General features: G+C 59.8%; 10 protein-coding genes. 9 read left to right on the forward strand and 1 reads right to left on the reverse strand.

The window, feature by feature from the left end; genetic code table 11:
• Positions 1-104 precede the first annotated feature (104 nt).
• The 4 genes from E6C55_RS04380 (at position 105) to E6C55_RS04395 (ending at position 10,362) form a co-directional block, all read left to right on the forward strand.
• Positions 105-1,025, forward strand: coding sequence for an ABC transporter permease (locus E6C55_RS04380; protein WP_136368568.1), 921 nt, complete (start codon positions 105-107; stop codon positions 1,023-1,025).
• 18 nt (positions 1,026-1,043) lie between these two features.
• A complete protein-coding gene (locus E6C55_RS04385) occupies positions 1,044-1,910 on the forward strand; it encodes a carbohydrate ABC transporter permease (protein ID WP_230986543.1) in 867 nt (288 codons plus the stop codon).
• Positions 1,911-1,960: 50 nt separating this feature from the next.
• A complete protein-coding gene (locus E6C55_RS04390; RefSeq protein ID WP_136368569.1) occupies positions 1,961-3,541 on the forward strand; it encodes an extracellular solute-binding protein in 1,581 nt (526 codons plus the stop codon).
• 1,349 nt (positions 3,542-4,890) lie between these two features.
• Positions 4,891-10,362: an S-layer homology domain-containing protein gene (locus E6C55_RS04395; RefSeq protein ID WP_168735453.1), complete on the forward strand. Its 5,472-nt coding sequence runs from the start codon at positions 4,891-4,893 to the stop codon at positions 10,360-10,362.
• 1,086 nt (positions 10,363-11,448) lie between these two features.
• Here E6C55_RS04395 and E6C55_RS04400 read toward each other — a convergent pair.
• Positions 11,449-12,696 carry a carbohydrate-binding protein gene (locus tag E6C55_RS04400; RefSeq protein ID WP_136368571.1) on the reverse strand — a complete coding sequence of 416 codons (1,248 nt, stop codon included), beginning with the start codon at positions 12,694-12,696 and terminating at the stop codon, positions 11,449-11,451.
• 367 nt (positions 12,697-13,063) lie between these two features.
• On the opposite strand from E6C55_RS04400, the gene E6C55_RS04405 reads away from it, so the two are divergent.
• The 5 genes from E6C55_RS04405 (at position 13,064) to E6C55_RS04425 (ending at position 18,531) form a co-directional block, all read left to right on the forward strand.
• Positions 13,064-13,636: a TetR/AcrR family transcriptional regulator gene (locus E6C55_RS04405; protein WP_136368572.1), complete on the forward strand. Its 573-nt coding sequence runs from the start codon at positions 13,064-13,066 to the stop codon at positions 13,634-13,636.
• Positions 13,629-15,065, forward strand: a complete 1,437-nt coding sequence (locus E6C55_RS04410) for a DHA2 family efflux MFS transporter permease subunit (RefSeq protein ID WP_230986530.1) — start codon at positions 13,629-13,631, stop codon at positions 15,063-15,065. Before E6C55_RS04405 ends, E6C55_RS04410 begins: the two co-directional genes overlap by 8 nt.
• Positions 15,066-15,468: 403 nt before the next feature.
• Positions 15,469-16,488 carry a PadR family transcriptional regulator gene (locus E6C55_RS04415; RefSeq protein WP_230986531.1) on the forward strand — a complete coding sequence of 340 codons (1,020 nt, stop codon included), beginning with the start codon at positions 15,469-15,471 and terminating at the stop codon, positions 16,486-16,488.
• Positions 16,489-16,790: 302 nt separating this feature from the next.
• A complete protein-coding gene (locus E6C55_RS04420; protein ID WP_136368573.1) occupies positions 16,791-17,612 on the forward strand; it encodes a formate/nitrite transporter family protein in 822 nt (273 codons plus the stop codon).
• Positions 17,605-18,531: an L-lactate dehydrogenase gene (locus E6C55_RS04425; protein WP_230986532.1), complete on the forward strand. Its 927-nt coding sequence runs from the start codon at positions 17,605-17,607 to the stop codon at positions 18,529-18,531. The genes E6C55_RS04420 and E6C55_RS04425 overlap by 8 nt, the downstream gene beginning before the upstream one ends.
• The last annotated feature ends 25 nt before the right edge of the window (positions 18,532-18,556 follow it).

Raw genomic sequence — 18,556 nt, forward strand, 5'->3', positions numbered from 1 at the left:
GCGAAGAAAAGCGAGGTTTCCGGATATCGCATCATTGAGGGAAGCGTGTCGAGATCGTAAGGTTAACGGCATAGACGCCCTGCCCCAGACTGGAGGATCACCGAATGATTGCAACTCGTTCCACCCCATTCCGTTCAAAGCTGAACCGAAGCAAATACTTGCTGTTGCTTTTTCTGCCGGCGCTCATCTATTACATCATGTTCAAGTACGTGCCGATGTTCGGCATTCTGATCTCGTTCAAGGACTACAACGCCTTCAAGGGAGTGTGGCAGAGCGATTGGGCAGGAGTCAAGTACTACAAGATGTTCTTCGAGAGCCCGGACTTCCTCAAGCTGCTGAAGAACACGATTCTGCTCGGCTTGTACAAGGTGATCTTCTCGTTCCCGGCTCCGATTGTGCTTGCGTTGCTGCTGAACGAGGTTCGTATCCTGACGGTGAAGAAGGTCGTGCAGTCGATCAGCTACTTGCCGCACTTCATCTCCAACGTTGTTGTCGTGAGCATGATGTTCCTGTTCCTGTCGCCGACGAACGGGCTCGTCAATCAGTTGATCGAATGGCTGGGCCACGACACGGTCAACTTCATGCAGAACGCGAACTACTTCCGTTCGCTCTACATTCTATCGGAGATCTGGCAGCACATCGGCTGGGAGACGATCATCTATCTCGCCGCACTCAGCGCGATCGATCCGCAGTTGTATGAAGCGGCCCGGGTGGACGGGGCGAACCGCTGGCACCAGATACGGAATATTACGCTGCCCGGCATCACGCCGGCGATTATCATCCTGTTTATTCTGAACATCGGGCACGTGCTCGATATCGGCTTCGAGAAGGTGCTGCTTATGCTGAATCCTTCCATCTATTCCACGGCCGACGTGCTCAGCACCTACGTCTTCCGGACGGGCATCCAATCCATGAATTACAGCTACGGAACGGCCATCGACCTGTTCACGAGCGTCATCAACCTGCTCTTCATTCTCACGGCGAATTGGATCAGCCGCAAGAAGAGCGAGACCAGCCTGTGGTGAGGAAGGGAGAGGGACCTTATCAAACATAAATTCGGTGTATTCGATGCCTTGCTGTATATCGTTCTGTTCGCCGTCGCGGCTTCTGCGCTCTATCCGTTCATCTATATGATCGCGGTATCGCTGAGCGGCACCGTGCCCGTGCTTAAGGGCCAAGTGTTCTTCTGGCCGAAGGCGTTCACCTTGAACACCTACAAGGCCGTATTCGACAACCCCGAGATCGGGCGAGCTTATCTCAACACGATTGTGTACACGGTGCTCGGGACGGCAATCTCCTTGCTCATCACCGCCGCGGGAGCGTACGCGCTCTCGAAGCGGGAGATGATGTTCCGCCGCGGCTTCATGGTCATCGTCACGATCACGCTGTTCTTCAGCGGCGGCATGATTCCGACATTCCTCGTCGTCCGCAGCTACCACCTGATCGATACGATCTGGGCGATGATTCTGCCCGGAGCGATCAGCACCTGGAACCTCATCGTGATGCGAACGTTCTTCTCCGGCATGCCGCAGGAGGTCGAAGAATCCGGCAAGATCGACGGCTTGAACGACATCGGGATTTTCTTCCGGCTCGTGCTTCCGCTGTCCAAGGCGATCATCGCTACGGTCGGTCTTTTCTACGGAGTCGCGATCTGGAACAACTTCTTCTCCGCGCTGCTCTACCTAAGAGACGCCGACTTGTTCCCTCTTCAGATCATCGTCCGCAACATGGTGCTTCAAGGCGCCAGCGGCGCGAACGGAGCGGGGAATGTGGGCGGCGACTCGATGATCATCGACGAATCTCTCAAGTACGCCACCATCATCGTCACGACGGTTCCCATCCTATTGGTCTACCCGTTCCTCCAGAAGTATTTTGCCAAGGGGGCACTTATCGGGTCGGTCAAAGGTTAATATACAAGCATGGGAAAATACGAACAGGAAAAGGAAAGCGAGGGGCTACAATGAGCAAGAAGACAAGTGTCGTGTTAGCCGCGGTAATGGGCATGAGCCTCGTATTGGGCGCGTGCTCGAGCAACAACAACGGGGGAGAATCGTCCCCCTCGGCTTCCGGCGCCGCGCCAAGCGGCAGCAGCTCCGGCGCAAGCTCGCCGGCCGCATCTCCGGAGCTCAAGGAGCAGACGTTCACGTTCCTGAACTACAGCAACCCGAGCTGGCCGTATGACGAGAACTGGCAGGTGTACGACTTCATCAAGGAGAAAACCGGCGTCACGCTGGACGTCCAGCTCCCGGCCGGCAACCTTCTGGAAGACGCCCTGAGCCTCACGATCGCTTCCGGCGATCTGCCGGACCTGATGTGGACGCAATCGAAGGCGATCGCGGACAAGTTCGGCCAGCAAGGCGCGCTCGTCAACATCCTCGACTACGTCGATCAGATGCCGAACTTCAAGGCTTGGATGGAGAAGTATCCGACAGAGACGCAGAACGTGCTCTCCTCCGACGGCAAAATGTACGTGTTCCCGAATCAGGGCCTCGGCGAGTCGAATCGCCGCACCTGGATGTACCGCCAGGACGTCTTCGAGAAGCTGGGGCTGTCCACGCCGAACACGTGGGACGAGCTCTATGACACGCTGAAGAAGCTGAAGGCCGAATACCCGGACAGCTACCCGCTTACGTTCCGCAACGGACTTCGCTACTTCTACGACTTCGGCGCGGGCTTCAACGTCTCCGCTCCGGTCGATACGACGGCACCGAGCGTGTTCTTCGACGACACCGCAGGCGAATGGAAGTACGCGGCGATTCAAGACGAATACAAGACGATGCTGACCTACTTCAACAAGTTCTACAAAGACGGCCTTATTCCGAAGGACTTCCTGACGATCGACACGAAGATGTGGCAGGACATCGTATCGACGGATCGCGCATTCGTTACGCTCGACTACATCGGCCGGATCGACTTCTACAACTCCGCGCTGCGCGCCGACAATCCGGACTTCACGATGGCATTCATGGCGCCGCCGGCCGGCTGGGAAGGCGGACCGCAGAAGAACGCGTTCACCGCGACGATGGAAGAAGGTTTCATGATCTCCTCCAAGACGAAGAAGGTCGACGACATCGTGAAGTTCATCGACTTCTTCTACTCCGAGGAAGGACGCGATACGGTATCCTGGGGCAAGGAAGGCGTTACCGCCAGCGGCAAGTCGTACATCGAGAAGTACGCGGACATTACCGACCTGCGCAAGAAGACGGGGCTGTCCACCGACGGCACGTACGCCTGGTACGACTTCGACAGCCACATCTCCGTCTCTTCGCCGGAGCTGCAGGCGGCATACGAGCAAGCGCCCAAGTACGACGGCTACAAGCAAGCGAGCCTCGCCTTCACGCCGGAGGAGCAGCAGATTCTCAGCACGAAGGGCGACTCGCTGAACAGCCACCGCGACGAGAACTTCGCGAAGTTCATCCTCGGCACCCGCAGCTTCGACGAGTGGGACAAGTTCGTGGAAGAAGAGAAGAAGCTCGGCTACGAAGACATCCTGGCCATCTACAAGACAGCCGACGACCGCGCCAAGGCGGCTGTGAAGTAAGAGCTCGCAGGCAGCGGACAGGCGGCATGTGGTGGGCAATAGGGAACATGTGGTATGTGGTGGGGAGTAGGTAGAGTGTAGGAGGCAGCAGGCAGCGGGGCGAGGGAGGCGAAGGAGGCGAAGGGCACGCTTGATTGCGTACATTCGCCGAACTCCCCCGCCCCCCAAGCCTGGCACCAGCCCGCCGCCACAATTTTATGTGAAAATTCACATTCGTAATGCCGGTAGGGGACCGATCACCGCGGTTTTATGCGAGCTCAACGGTGCTTGACAATTGTTCTATGGTGACTTTGGAAGGTTCCGAAACTGCGCACACGGTTGGGACGGAGCGTCGGATGGAGGAAGAGAGTAACCAAACTGCGCACCTGAGCCCGGCGTAGCGGCGAAGAAGCCAAGAAGGTAGTTTAACAGCGCACACGGTCGGGACGGAGCATCGGATGGAGGAAGAGAGTAACCAAACTGCGCACCTGAGCCCGGCGTAGCGGCGAAGAAGCCAAGAAGGTAGTTTAACAGCGCACACGGTCGGGACGGAGCGTCGGATGGAGGAAGAGAGTAACCAAACTGCGCACCTGATCCGCCCGAATGTCGGAAATTCCGCCATACAGCAGCCGCAAGCCGTCCGAAGCCACCCAAATGTCGGAAATTCCGCCATACAGCAGCCGCAAGCCGTCCGAAGCCGCCTGAATGTCGGAAATTCCGTCATACAGCAGCCGTTAGTCGGTCCCGATCCGCCCGAATGTCGGAAATTCCGCCATACAGCAGCCGCAAGCCGGTCCCGAGCCGCCCAAATGTCGGAAATTCCGCCATACAGCAGCCGTTAGTCGGTCCCGATCCTCCCAAATGTCGGAAATTCCGTCATACAGCAGCCGCAAGCCGGTCCCGCCCCGCCCAAATGTCGGAAATTCCGTCATACAGCAGCCGCAAGCCGGTCCCGCCCCGCCCAAATGTCGGAAATTCCGCCACACAGCAGCCGGCAAGCCGTCCGAAGCCGCCCAAATGTCGGAAATTCCGCCATACAGCAGCCGCAAGCCGGTCCCGAGCCGCTCAAATGTCGGAAATTCCGCCATACAGCAGCAGCTAGTCGGTCACGCCCAGCCCGAATGTCGGAAATTCCGCCATACAGCAGCCGCAAGCCGTCCGAAGCCGCCCGAATGTCGGAAATTCCGCCATACAGCAGCCGCAAGCCGGTCCCGCCCCGCCCAAATGTCGGAAATTCCGCCATACAGCGGCCGCAGCCGTAATCGCAATCGCAAGCCCCGTTGCCGCACGACGGGGCTTGTTCCATCCTGCCCGGCACGACTATCGGGCGAGAGGGCCACACTATCAAGTCAAGTGAGAGGATGATCACGATGGCATTATCGATCCAGAGGTACCTGAAGCCGATCAGCGCCGCTCTCTCGGCGCTTATGCTCGTCACGGCAGTGCTCGGCACGTTGCCGCCGCGCACCGCCGCCGCAGCCGGCGGCGATGCCGACCCCGGCGCCGGTTCCGCTGCCGCCGCAGCGCCGATCGCCGTCCCGTATTCGACGCAATTCAATGCGATGGATTCGGCGACGAACTCGACCGGCGATACGGTCGGCACGGCCGGCATCGCACTGGTCGCGAACACCGATCCGGCCTACATCAAGGAAGGCACCGGCTCGAAGAAGTGGATTCTCAACATTGTCCCCGACGAGACCAAGCCGACCGAATATATCGACGGAGCGGCGCTTATCTATCCGAAGCAGGCTCCGAACATCGACCTGAACAGCTACAGCACGCTCAAGTTCTGGGCGTACAACGTGAAGGCGCGGACCGGCGACCAGGCGGAGAAGCCGTTCCAGATCCGCTTCTTTATGAAGGGCGACAGCCAATATTACTATTACCGCATCGCCCTTGACTGGACGGGCTGGAAGGAGATCGAGGTTCCGCTGGCGACGGTCAAGACGCAGAAGAGCGCGGATACGGTGGCGGCGTGGGGACCGCTCGATTATATCCGCTTCGATCAGGCCGGGGTGTCCGGCACGACCCGCGATCCGGAGCTGAACATGTACCTCGACGACTTCCGGCTGACGGGGGCCGGCGAGCTGTATCCGGTCGTTGCGAGCAAGCCGTCGGGCGAATATGTCAATAAGGCGACGGTGACGCTCTCCACCGCGTCGACCCCGTCCTCCCTCGCAACGATCTCCTATAAGAGAGAGGGAGTCGACGCCGACTTCCAGGCCTACACCGCTCCTCTCGTGCTGACCGAGGACACGACCCTCGTGACCAAGGCCTCGCTGAACGGAGTGGACAGCGCAGAGACGACATACGAATACACCTTCGTCTACGGAGATTACGTCGAGAGCGTGACGGCGTCGCCCCCGGCCGGCATGTATGCCGAGCCGAAGACGGTGTCGCTGAGCACCGAGACGGAGGACGCGGATATTTTCTACAAGATTGTGGGCGTCGACACCGACTTCCGTCTCTACACCGCTCCTCTTCTCGTCGACAGCTCGCAGACGATTGCGACCAAGGCGGAGCTGGACGGCACGGTGAGCGAGGAAGCAAGCTTCTCGTACGACATCGACCTGTCCGGCAGCTCCAGCCTGCAGATCAGCAACACCGAGACGTTCGCCGGGTGGACGAACACGACGCCCGTGACCGAGCCGGCCGTTCTCGGCAGCGCGTCCGGACAGTGGCTGGACCCGACGACCCCGATCGACATCACCGACGTGAAGACGGCGCCATGGGCGTCGAACGACCAGGTCGAGTTCTGGCTGTATTCCGACGCCATCTCGAACAAAAAAATTTACTTCATCCTCTACACCCCCGACGACAGCAATCCGGGCAACGAGTACTTCATGACGTCGTTCTTCGTGGACTGGAAGGGATGGAAGAAGGTCGAGCTTCCGCTGAACAAGTTCCTCAACTCCAACGGCGGAGCGAACCTCGCCAACCTCACGAAGGCGATCATTCACCCGCGCTGGTACGATTCCGATCCGACTCCGAGCCCGACCGACAAGCTCATCTTCGACGGGCTGGCGCTGACGAAGAACGCAATCGAGCCGTCGATTCGTCAGATCGACAAGAGCGCGCTGCCGGACAGCACGGTCCACTACGCCTTCTCGCTCAAGAACATCGGAGGAGAAGCGACGGCGTATCAGTTGACGCAGAAGACGGCGTTCGGAGCGGGCTACGAGGCGGTCTTCCCCGAGACGACCTCCGTCGTGGCGAACGGAGCCGAGACGGACGTCGATGTCGTCGTGACGGTTCCGGCTGCGGCGCAGGCCGGGGATTCGGTGAAGAGTGTGCTGAACGTCAAGCCGCTGCAGGGCGGCAAGGAGACAACGATCGAGATGAACCTGAAGGTAGGACAGCCGCGCGAGGCGACGATGCAGCATCCTTACGTGATGGCGTCCGAGGCCCAACTGACCGAAGCGAAGAGGAAAATCGCCACCTACGACTGGGCACAAGATTACGTGGAAGCAGTTGCTCTCAAGGCCGACGAATGGGTCGACAAGACGATGAATTATCCGTCCAAGCCGGGCGGCGAGAGCACGCTGTACGTCTGCGGCGACGTGTCGCTCACGTTTAATTACGACAAGCCGCACGAGCACCTGTGTCCGACGGACGGCGAGTATTATACCGGCGACGACCTGGATGCCGCCTGGCGGTTCTACGCCCACACGGCGAACATCGAGGCCGCCCGCAACCTCGCCATCGTCTACTCGCTGACCGGGGAGACGAAGTATGCGGCGAAGGCGAAGGAGATTCTCGTGAACTACGCGGCGCTCTATCCGAGCTATCCGCTGCAGCCGCTGAACGGGCGAATCTATTATCAATCGCTCGACGAGGCCGTGCAGATCATCTCGCTGGCGCAAGCGTACGACCTGATCGAGCCGAGCGGCCTGCTGAGCGCGGCGGAGAAGTACGACATCGAGATGAACCTGTTCGCTCCGTCGGCGAAGACGCTGCAGGGCTACGACACCGGCAAGTCGAACTGGCAGACGTGGCACAACGCCGCGATCGGAGCGATCGGGGCGCTGCTGGAGGACAAGACGCTGATGGACTTCTCCGTGTCCGGACGCAGCGGCTTCGACTTCCAGATGGAGAACAGCGTGCTGTCCGACGGCTTCTGGTATGAGGGAGCGATCGGCTACCACTTCTACGCGCAATCGGCCTTGTTCTATCATGCCCAGGCGCTTCAGAGCATGGGGTACGACTTGTTCGCAAGCCCGAATTTTAAGAAAATGTACGACGTGACTCTTCAGTATGCTTTTCCCGACTTGGGGATTATCAATGGCAACGACTCGGGCAAGTATCCGACAAGCTTGGCGGCTCCGGGCAGGGTCGTCCCGATGGATTACGAGGCGGTGTACGCGCATTACCTCGACCCGGCCTACGGCGCGCTGTTGAACAAGCTCTACGCAGACAACGGCCGCGTGCGCGGCGGCTTCGTCGTTCCGGGCAACTCCGGCTCCGGCATTGCGGGCGAGCAAGCGGTGTTCTACGGCGTGGACGAGATTCCGAGCGGCGGCTCGCTGCCGTCCGAGAGCGTGAACTTCACGGGCATCGGCCATTCGGTGCTGCGCGCCGGCGAAGGAGACGACCAGTTGTACGCGCTAGTCGATTACGGCAAGCACGGGGGTTATCACGGCCATCCGGACAAGCTTCATCTCGAGATTTTCGGCAAGGGGGAGCGCCTGGCGCCGGACCCGGGCATTCCGCCTTACAGCAATTCGATGTATGAGTCCTATTATAAAAAGTCGTTCCCGCACAACACGGTGCTGCTCGATGGACAGACGCAGCAGGTGCAGGCGGACGGGGCGACGGAGATTTACGAGCCGACGAAGCTGTTCCTGCCGTCCGAAACGATCGGCATCATGACGAACACGGCGAGCAAGGCGTACGAGGGCTTGAACCGGTACGAGCGCACGGTCGCCGTCACGGACAACTACCTGATCGACCTGTTCAGCGTCTCGTCCGACTCGGAGCATCAGATCGATTGGATTGTGCACGGCATGGGCGAATTCGCGACGGATGAGGAGCAGGCGACCTACAACGAGACGCTTGGCACGGATGATGCATACTCGTTCTTCCGCAACGGGCAGGTATCGGACGCGACCGGCTTGTGGGAAGGGGCCTGGACGACCGCGGCGGGCAATGGCCTCAAGCTGTTCAGCCTGACAAGCTCGGACGACAAGCCGACGCAGATGATCGTGGGCGAAGCGCCGGGACCGGGCAACGCGACGGACGTGTATACGCCGGTGCTGATCAACCGCGTGAACGCGTCGAGCGCCCAATTCGTCAGCGTGCTGGAGCCGTTCTCCGGGGAGAGCATCATCGAGAGCGTCAGCCGGACGGAGGGCGGATCGATCGAAGTGAAGCTGAAGGACGGGCGCGGGCAGGTTTTCTACTATAACCCGGACGTTGAGGCGGCAGGGCAACTGCAATACTCGTTCGCAGACGGCGCAGGTTTGACGGCGGACGAGGTGAAGCTGGCGGTCTCGTACGTGAACGGCGTGCTGAGCGTGGATACGCAAGGCTGGACGGGCTACGAGAGCCTGACCGCCGTCGTCTACGCGCCGGGTGCGACATCGGCGCTGTGGAACGGCGAGGAGACAGCGTTCACGGCGGACAACGGCTTCGTCATGGTCAGCTCGACGATTGGCGGTACGGACCCGACAGACCCGACAGACCCGACAGACCCGACAGACCCAACGGACCCGACAGACCCGACAGACCCGACAGACCCGACAGACCCGACAGACCCAACGGACCCGACCGATCCAACGGACCCGACCACGCCGGTTTACCCTGGCGGCGGAACGAGCGTGACGACTCCGACCGACCCTAACCGGGCGGAGAAGACGATCGCCGCGGGAACGGCGTCGGATCTGGCCATCGGCCAGGAGCTGACGGTGACCGTGCCTGCGGGGGCGCTCGGCCAAGCGGCGAAGTACATCGCCGAGAGGCTGGCCGATCCGGCCGTACTCGCGTCATTGGCGGCCGGCGGCGACAAGCTGCTCAGCTCCGTCTTCGAGATCACGAAGAGCGAGCCCGGCGCTTTCACGAAGCCGATCACGATTCGCCTGCAGTTCGACCCGGCGAAGCTGGCCGCGGGCGAGAAGCCTTCGATTCATTACTACGACGAGGAGAAAAAGCTTTGGGTCGAGATGGGAGGGACGGTAAGCGGAAGCTACGTGACAGTCGAGTCCAACCACCTGACCAAGTTCGCGGTTCTGGCGGTCGAGACTCCGGCGGCAAGTCCGAGCTTCGCGGACATCGCCGGCCATTGGGCCGAGAACGATATCAAGGCCGCGCTCGAGGCCGGTATCGTGAACGGCTACGCAGACGGCAGCTTTAAGCCGGACCAAAGCGTGACGCGGGCGGAGTTCATCGTCATGCTGATGAACGGGCTGAAGCTCTCCGGCGGCGCGGAAGCGCTCGGCGGCTTCTCCGACGCCGACGCGGTCGGCGCCTGGGCGAAGCCGGCGCTGGCGCAGGCCGTCAAGGCGGGCATCCTGCACGGCTATGCGGACGGCACGCTCCGGCCGGGCGAGGAGCTAAGCCGCGCGCAACTGGCGCTGCTGCTGGCGAACGCGCTGGATGCCGCCGCTACGGAAGCCGGCGCAATGGAAGCAGGCACAATGGAAGCCGGCGCAACGGCTGCGACGGCGAGTGCGGCGGCAGGCTTCTCTGACGCGGCGAAGATTCCCGTCTGGGCGGCCGACGCGGTTCGGCAGGCGCAAGCTCTCGGCCTCATGAAGGGCCGAACGGGCAACCTGTTCGAGCCTGGCGGCGTCGTCACCCGCGCCGAAGCGGCGACGGTCATCGTTCGGCTGCTGCAGCTCCTCTAAACCGCAAATAAGAAGAACCGTCGGGGAAACTTCGCCCTGACGGTTCTTCTTATGCGGTTTTTCACATTCGTCGGCGTGGATCGGCGGGAACCTCGCGTTTTATATGGTTTAATACGATGTTGAACCAGAGATTTTAACGGGCACACTCGTTTCGATACTTCGCTCATGGTATGAGATTCTATTACGATGAAGTGGGAAGTTGGGCCGCCGTGCTGGCCGCAGACGGGTTTGGCGACAGATCGCGAAATGTAATCGAAATTTCAGGCTTATTTGCTCGATCGGGCCACAGATCGCGAAATGTACTCGAAATTTCAGGCTTATTCGCTCGACATGGCCACAGATCGCGAAATGTACTCGAAATTTCAGGCTTATTCGCTCGACATGGCCACAGGCCGCGAAATGTACTCGAAATTTCAGGCTTATTCGCTCGATCGGGCCACAGACCGCGAAATGTACTCGAAATTTCAGGCTTATTCACTCGACCTGGCCCCGGGTCAGGAGTTTTCGGGTTCATCGTTCTGTGCGATTGTAACTTGCTAGGTTAAATTCATTCGTTCAACTTATATAGCACCCGCCCTGCGCGGTCGGCATGTTGGCGAGAGGAATTCCGTATTATGGGGTTGGCAAGGGCGCGATCCCCCTGCTAAACCCTTATGCCTCTTCTCCCCTTGAATCAGGAACCTTCGCTTGCCGATCATCCCCTTTGCTCTTGGGTCAGCTCATTCCCCTTGCACATCCTTGTCCTGAACGAAAGGGAGAAGAGACCTAATGCTGCCAGAGGGAATAGGGCGCAGGCGAGAGAGGGGAGAGCCGCTGGACGGGATTGCAAGTGGAACGAACAGTCGATAGGCGGGTTTCACGCTCATTGGCTTCGCCAATCGTCTCTTCGGAGCATCGATAGGCGGGTTTCACGCTAACCGGCGGCTCATCGATAGGCGGGTGTCGTTGTGCGCATCTCCCATCCAGCACCCCGGTATCGTAATTGCCTCTATAAGTGCGGTTTCTCGCATACAAACACCGCTTCCCAAAAAACCACCGGCAGCCGGTTGCCCGGTCCGCCGATGGTTTAGACTGGCAGATTCTGGCTTAGTAGAGCTGTGTGATCTTCCACCAATTGATGTCATAGCCGCCGACCGGGGCGTACAGGCCGAACTGGTACGTTCCCGCCGTTATCTGGACCTGGTGGGAGACGGTGCGGTAGCTGGACCAACTGCCGGTGTTCGGAATGTCGACCTGCCCGAGAACGGTGGCGCCTTCGTTGATGTCGAGCGACAGCTTGCCGCCGGTGTTGGGGGAGGCGACCCGGTACTCCACGAGGTAGGTGCCGGTCTTCGGGATCGTTACGTTGCCGAAGGCGATCCAGTCCTGCGCGTCGATGCCGCCGACGTTCAGCCCCCCGCCGGCATCCGGCGTCGGCTCGGTCATGACGCCGTGCATCGCCGTGTAATCCTCCGCCTGGAACGTCCGGGTGAAGCAGCCTCCCGAGCTGAGCTCGCAGATATCCGCCCGGTTCGTGGACACCTTCAGGTCGTCGTACCAGATATACGAATCGTTGGCCGGCGCGAAGGACGACGTTGCTCCTCCGAAGAACGACGAGAAGTACGCCTTGTCGACCAGATCGGCATTGCGGACGAAGCGCAGGCCGGTGATGGTGGCCGCCGAGACGCCGTTGTACCAGATCTGAATCTCGCCGTCCGGGTTCGCCGCTCCGCTCGTCACCGTGTTGACCTTGAGCCGCTGCACGATGTTGACCCAGGTTCCCTTCGGGTAGTAAATATCGGTGCCGTTGCTGTTCTTGAGCACGGCGTAGTCCCCGTATTGGCCGTTGTTGCCCATATGATAGTAATAGATGGCCGCTTGGCCGCCGGATCGCCAGATCATCCGCGAGCTGAAGCCGTTATAGCCGGTGCACGTCTGGCCGCCCGAGCATGCCGCGCCTCCGGCCAAGCCGAGCCCGAGCTTGCCGGCGAATTCCGTCGTTCCCCAACTGAAGTCGCTGCTGAACCGGACCCAGTAGGACAAGTAATATTCCTGTCCCGGGGTCAGGACGAACGGAGCCTGCGCGCCGGAATTGTCCGGGTCGATCTGCCCCGCCGGGTAGAAGACGCGGAGAGATTGGCCGCCGGAGTGGTTGAAGTTGTAGCCGTCGATCCAGGTTCGGGTGCTCATGCCGAGGTCCCAAGGGGCGCTCCAGCCGTCCGTTGCCCACTCGCCGAGCGTATAAGCAGTGCCCCGGGCGGGCCGTTCGAACGTGTTGAGCTTCGGTGCGGCGAAGGCGGAGGACGAGTCTAGCAGGAGCAGGAACAGCACAAGCAAGGTGATGGTCTTCTTCATTGGATTACCTCCTTGTAATGGAATGATGCGCGGGTTGCGGTCTGTCCATGGAGCCGGTCCCTTGCTGTGAGAAGCCGGATCACCCCCCTTGGCGTACCGGATTATAAGCGTTGCGCTTCAAGCTGAAGGGGACGTGGTTGCAGCGCAGCTCGAATGTATCACGGGTGGGAGGAGGGTTAAATCGTCATATTTTCAGAACATTCGCAATCATTAAGGCGCACCGCGGCACCGAAGATGTCTCTTTTAACGATTCTTGACCTGTTTCCGGAGGCTCGCAATAATGACAGGAATCGGGAGTTGCTTTTGCGAAAATTTTTTTGGTATGATAACAAACAGACTGGTTGGTATGTGGAGGTGTGTTGCGGGAATGGACACGAAATCGCTGATAATCGATATCGCGACCAAGCTGTTTCAGAAGCAAGGCTATACGGGCACGGGGCTCAACGAAATTCTCAAGCTCGGCCATCTGACCAAGGGTGCGTTGTACCATCATTTTCCGGGTGGGAAGGAAGAACTGCTGCTCGCCTGCATTCGTTCCTTGCATGAGGCGATTGCAGAAGACATCGAGTCGATCTTCGAGCGCCAACCGACGACGGCGGAGGCGATCGGCGCCGTGTTGGACCGGCTGATCTTCCTCTACGAGACGGAGGGGACGATCGCGGGCTATACGATCAGCAGTGTCGTCAGCGGGATCGATACGCTCAGCGATCCGGTGAGGAGGGCTTGCGCCCAATTGTATGTGGAGATGCAGGGGATCTTCCGGCGCAGACTTGCGGAGGACGGCCTAGCGGCAGAGAAAGCGTCTTCCTTGGCGCTTATGGTAAACGCATCGCTCGAAGGGGGCATTGTACTCTGCTTGACGACTCAATCGACAGAGCCTCTCTTGGCCATCAAGCAATGGCTGCCAACTATGATAAAGGAGTTAGAATCAAGTGAATAAAGGAATTACTGCCACAGCAACAACTGCCGCTACAGCAACCAAGACCAACACCGTACCGATCATGGCCGCTCTGTTCGTGGCCGGCTTCGTCGGGCTTTTCAGCGAGACGGCATTGAACATCGCTCTGAGCCAATTGACCGCGATCTTCGCAGTCAGCAATACGACCGTCCAGTGGCTGGCGACGGGGTACTTCCTGACGCTCGGCATCCTGGTTCCGGTCACCGGCGTGCTGATGCAGAGGCTGACGACACGCCAACTGTTCCTCACCTCGGTCTCGCTGTCGATCTTCGGGACGATCATCGCGGCCCTGGCGCCTTCCTTCGGAATTCTGCTTGCGGCGCGGGTCATTCAAGCGGCAGGGCTTGCGATCGTTCTTCCGCTTACCCAGAACGTCATCTTCACCATCTTCACGCCGGATAAGCGCGGCGGGGCGATGGGCGTCATGGGGCTGGTCATTCTGGCCGGACCCGCGCTCGGGCCGACGCTCGCCGGCCTCATTCTGGACACGCTGTCGTGGCACTGGATATTCTGGTTCACGCTTCCGTTCCTATTGTTCTCCATTGCGCTCGGCTACATCCATATTCCGAACTTGAACGAGCTGCGCAAGGTGAGGCTCGATGCGTTGTCCGTCTGCTTGTCCACGATCGGCTTCGGAGGCGTCGTCTACGGCTTCAGCGCCGCCGGCGACCGCGGCTGGGGCGACGGACTCGTGACCGGCTCGATCGTCGTCGGCTTGTCCGGCCTGCTCCTCTTCGCGCTTCGCCAGACGAAGATGGAGATGCCGATGCTCAATATGAAGGCGTTCCGCAGTCCGCTCTTCGTGCTCGGTCTTATCATGAACATGATTACGTTCCTGAACATGCTGTCCCTGCTCGTCGTGCTGCCGATGTTCATGCAGATCGCGCTCGTCGTCACGGCGTTCGCGACCGGCCTGCTGCTGCTTCCGGGCAGCTTGCTCAACTGCATTCTGTCCCCGGTTATCGGCCGGATGTTCGACAGGTACGGCCCCCGCGCCGTCATTGTGCCGGGGACGATTCTGATCGCGGTCGGCTACTTGCTCTATGCGACATACGGGACGGAGACCGCCCTGTGGGCCGTCGCGCTGACGCATGTCGTCATGATGCTCGGCGTCGGGCTCGTTATCGCATCCGTCCAGACGAACACGCTTAACGCCCTGCCGCGCCGGTACTACCCGGACGGAATCGCGATTACGCAGACGGCTCAGCAGGTATGCGGCGCGATCGGCATCGCCGTTATGGTGTCGCTCATGACCGCCAAGCAGAACCGCTACCTGGAGGCGGTCGCCCCCAGCATCGAGGAAGCCGCGGCGGCGGGCTCCTCGCTTGTGTTCAAGATCGGACTGGCGCTGGCCGTGGTCAATGTCGCGATCTCGTTGTTCTTCAGGAAGGCGAGGCCGGTTCAGGCGTAGGCAGACAGTCAGTCGGAGAAAAACATATTTGCGAGGAACATCCCTGTCTGGTCGGGGATGTTCCTTTTTGTTGCGGATGTCGGGGATTTATGTGAAATTTCGCATTCGTGCAGCGCAATAACGGGTGGTTTGAGCGATTCTATGTGAAAAATAGCATACATAGCGGAGATTCCGGCCCGAGGTGCTGGATGTATGCTAAAAACCGCATAAAACACCGCAATTGCCGCGTATCCCAGCCGATGAGTGTGAAAAACCGCATAAAATCGCGGAGGATGGCGGATCGGAGAATGTCGCTTGACTTAATGCGATATATCGTATTATAGTATGGGTACATCGTTAACGATATATCGTATTGAATGCATCTGCTAATTAACATCCACTATATAACAAGGAGTGAACGATCATGAGAATGAATCCATTCGGACATGGAAGGCAGCGCGGCCAAGGTTGGAGAGGCTTCCGGGGAGAAGCCTTGCGCGGACGGGAGATGTTTTTCCGTCAGGATGACGGAAGGGGAGGCGGCCGCGGCGGGCCGGATGAGCGCGATGGGCGGGGAGGCTACGGAGGCCGCGGCGGACCAGAGGAACGCGGCGGTCGCGGAGGTCCGAGCGATCGCGGCTGGCCGGACGGTCGCGGCCGTCATCCCGGTCATCCGGGGCACGGAGGCCACGGAGGCTTCGGGGGCCATCCGGGCCGCGGAGGCGGTCCCCGAGGCTTCGACGGGCCGGGGCGGGGCCGCCCCGGTTTCGGAGGACGCGGGGAACCCTGGTTCGACGGCCGGCGCGAAGGCAAACGCTTCTTCATGCGCGGCGAGTTCAAGTTCGCCCTGCTGGAGCTGCTTGCCGCCGAGCCGATGCACGGCTACCAGTTGATCAAAGCGATGGAGGAGAAGACGGGCGGCTTGTACACGCCGAGCGCCGGCTCGATCTATCCGAACCTGCAATTGCTCGAAGAGATGGGGTTCGTCCAATCCGGCGAAGCGGAAGGCAAGAAGCTGTATGAGATTACGGAAGCGGGCAAGGAGCATCTTCGCGAGCGCGCGAAGGAGGCGCCGGTCGCTCCCGAGGGGCGCTGGGATCGGCGCGGTCATCCCGGACCGGAACGGGAGGGATGGCCTCCCTTCGACAAGCGCGACTTGCGGGATCTCGCAATCGGCTGGCCCGAAGCCGTCGGCTTGCTGGCCCGGGCAGCGAGAGAGTCGCAGGCCGATCCGGGGTCCGAACGGGCGGAGCGGCTGCGCGAGCTTATGCGGAAGCTGACGGAGGAACTGCGGCAAGAGCTGAACGCCGACTCCGAGTTTTCCGCCGCTTCCGCTGGCTTGTCCAGCCCGCTTGCCGATGCGGAAGCCGACGTCGACGCGGACAAGGAAGCCGATGCCGATTCTGCGGATCGTGATCCGGATCGCGAGCCGCCCGCCGAGTAAGCGCCGCCTTTATTCTGGAATCGGTCTTCGTTATCCGGCTGATCCGGTTCCGACCGCCCGACATCCGTCCGATTTCTTCCTATCGGGCAGATATCGGGCGGATTTTTTTGTTAGTCTTTGGTTCCTTAGTCCCCTCAAGGTGTGATCTACCGCACAGCGCCGCGCGCTCCCTATTGCGTACAGTAGAGACCATGTCCTTACGCATAACGGCAACCGGACAAACCTTATGTTGTCACTGGAGCCGGGTGTGGATTACACTGGTACTGTTGCCAATCCGATCCGGAGAAGGGGGTGAACCTGCAATGGAAGTTACCGCTCTGCAGCAGGTGGAGAAGCTTGCGTTGAAGAAGCATAAAGTGTTTAAGCAGAGCAGGCTCCGGTATATCGCGCGTTCCGCGCTGGCGAGCATGTTTATCGGCTTCGGGGTCATCGTCGCGTTCAAGACGGGCAGCTTCTTCTATGGGGAGCATTCGCCGCTTACGTATCCGATGGCCGCGATTACGTTCGGGGCGGCGATCATCCTGATCTCGTACGGAGGAGGGGACCTGTTCACCGGCAACACGTTCTACTATACCTACGCGGCTCTCCGGAAGAGGCTCGAGTGGAAGACCGTCCTGAAGCTGTGGCTTTACACGTACATAGGCAATATCGTCGGTGCTGCTTTTTTCGCGTTTATTATCTTTACGACAGGGCTGTTCTCGGAATCCTCCGTCAACGAGTTCCTGCTCAGCGTCGTGGACAAGAAGATGAACCTGCCGGTCATGGAGCTGTTCTTCCGGGCGCTGCTCTGTAACTGGCTGGTGTGCCTCGCATTCTTCGTGCCGATGTCCATGAAGGGCGACGGTGCCAAAATGTTCGCGATGATCCTGTTCGTCTTCTGCTTCTTCATCTCGGGCTACGAGCATAGTATCGCCAATATGTGTACGTTCGCGATTGCGCTGGTGCTGCATCATCCCGGCACAATCTCGATGGGCGGGGTATTCCACAACCTCATCCCGGTTACGCTAGGCAACATTATCGGCGGTGCCGTTCTGATGGGCTTCATGTATTATTATGTGAACAAGCCTTACTTGGACGAACTGGATGCCCAGCCATCACAATCGGAGGTTGATAATCATGAGTAACACGATGAGCAAAACAAAGATCGTCGTCATCGGAGTCGGAGCGGTAGGAGCGACGACCGCATATACGCTGTTGCTGAGGGAGCGGGCGGACGAGCTCGTGCTCATCGACGCCAATCAGGCCAAGGCGAGGGGCGACGCCATCGACATGAACCACGGCATGCCGTTTCTCGGCCGCACGAAGGTATGGGCGGGGAGCTACGAGGATTGCGCCGGGGCGAACATTATCATCATCACGGCGGGAGCCGCTCAGAAGCCGGGCGAGTCGCGGATCGACCTGCTGAAGCGCAACGTCGGCATCTTCGAGAGCATCATGACGGAGGTGTTCAAGTACAACCAGGACGGCATTCTGCTGATCGCTTCGAATCCGGTCGACATTATGAGCTACTTCTCTTGGAAAAAATCGCAGTGGCCCGTTCACCGGATCATCGGCTCGGGAACTCTGCTCGACAGCGCGAGATTCCGGTACTTGATCGGGGAGGAGCTCGGCATCGATCCGCGGAGCGTCCATGCGCATATTATCGGCGAGCACGGAGATTCCGAGCTGCCGGTATGGAGCCTCGCCAACATCGCGGGCACACGCATCTCGTTCGATGAGGACCAGAAGGATCGCATCTTCCGCAATACGCGCGATGCGGCCTATGAGATCATCTCGGCGAAGGGGGCGACCTATTACGCGATCGCTCTTGCGCTCGACCGGATCTGCACCGCGATCCTGCGCGACGAAGGAGCCGTGCTCAACGTCTCGACGCTGCTGCAGGATTACCATGGCGTCTCCGACGTGTACCTCGGCGTTCCTTGCGTCGTGGACCGCACCGGTGTGCGCGAGGTGCTGAAGCTGCAGATCTCGGAGTCCGAGAAGGAACTTCTGCATAAGTCGGCCGAGAAGCTGAAGGGGCTTATTCAATCGATCGAAGTATAGAGGTCCCGCGCGGGTGCCCTCTCCG

The organism is Cohnella fermenti, from assembly GCF_004801405.1.
Taxonomy (GTDB): domain Bacteria; phylum Bacillota; class Bacilli; order Paenibacillales; family Paenibacillaceae; genus Cohnella; species Cohnella fermenti.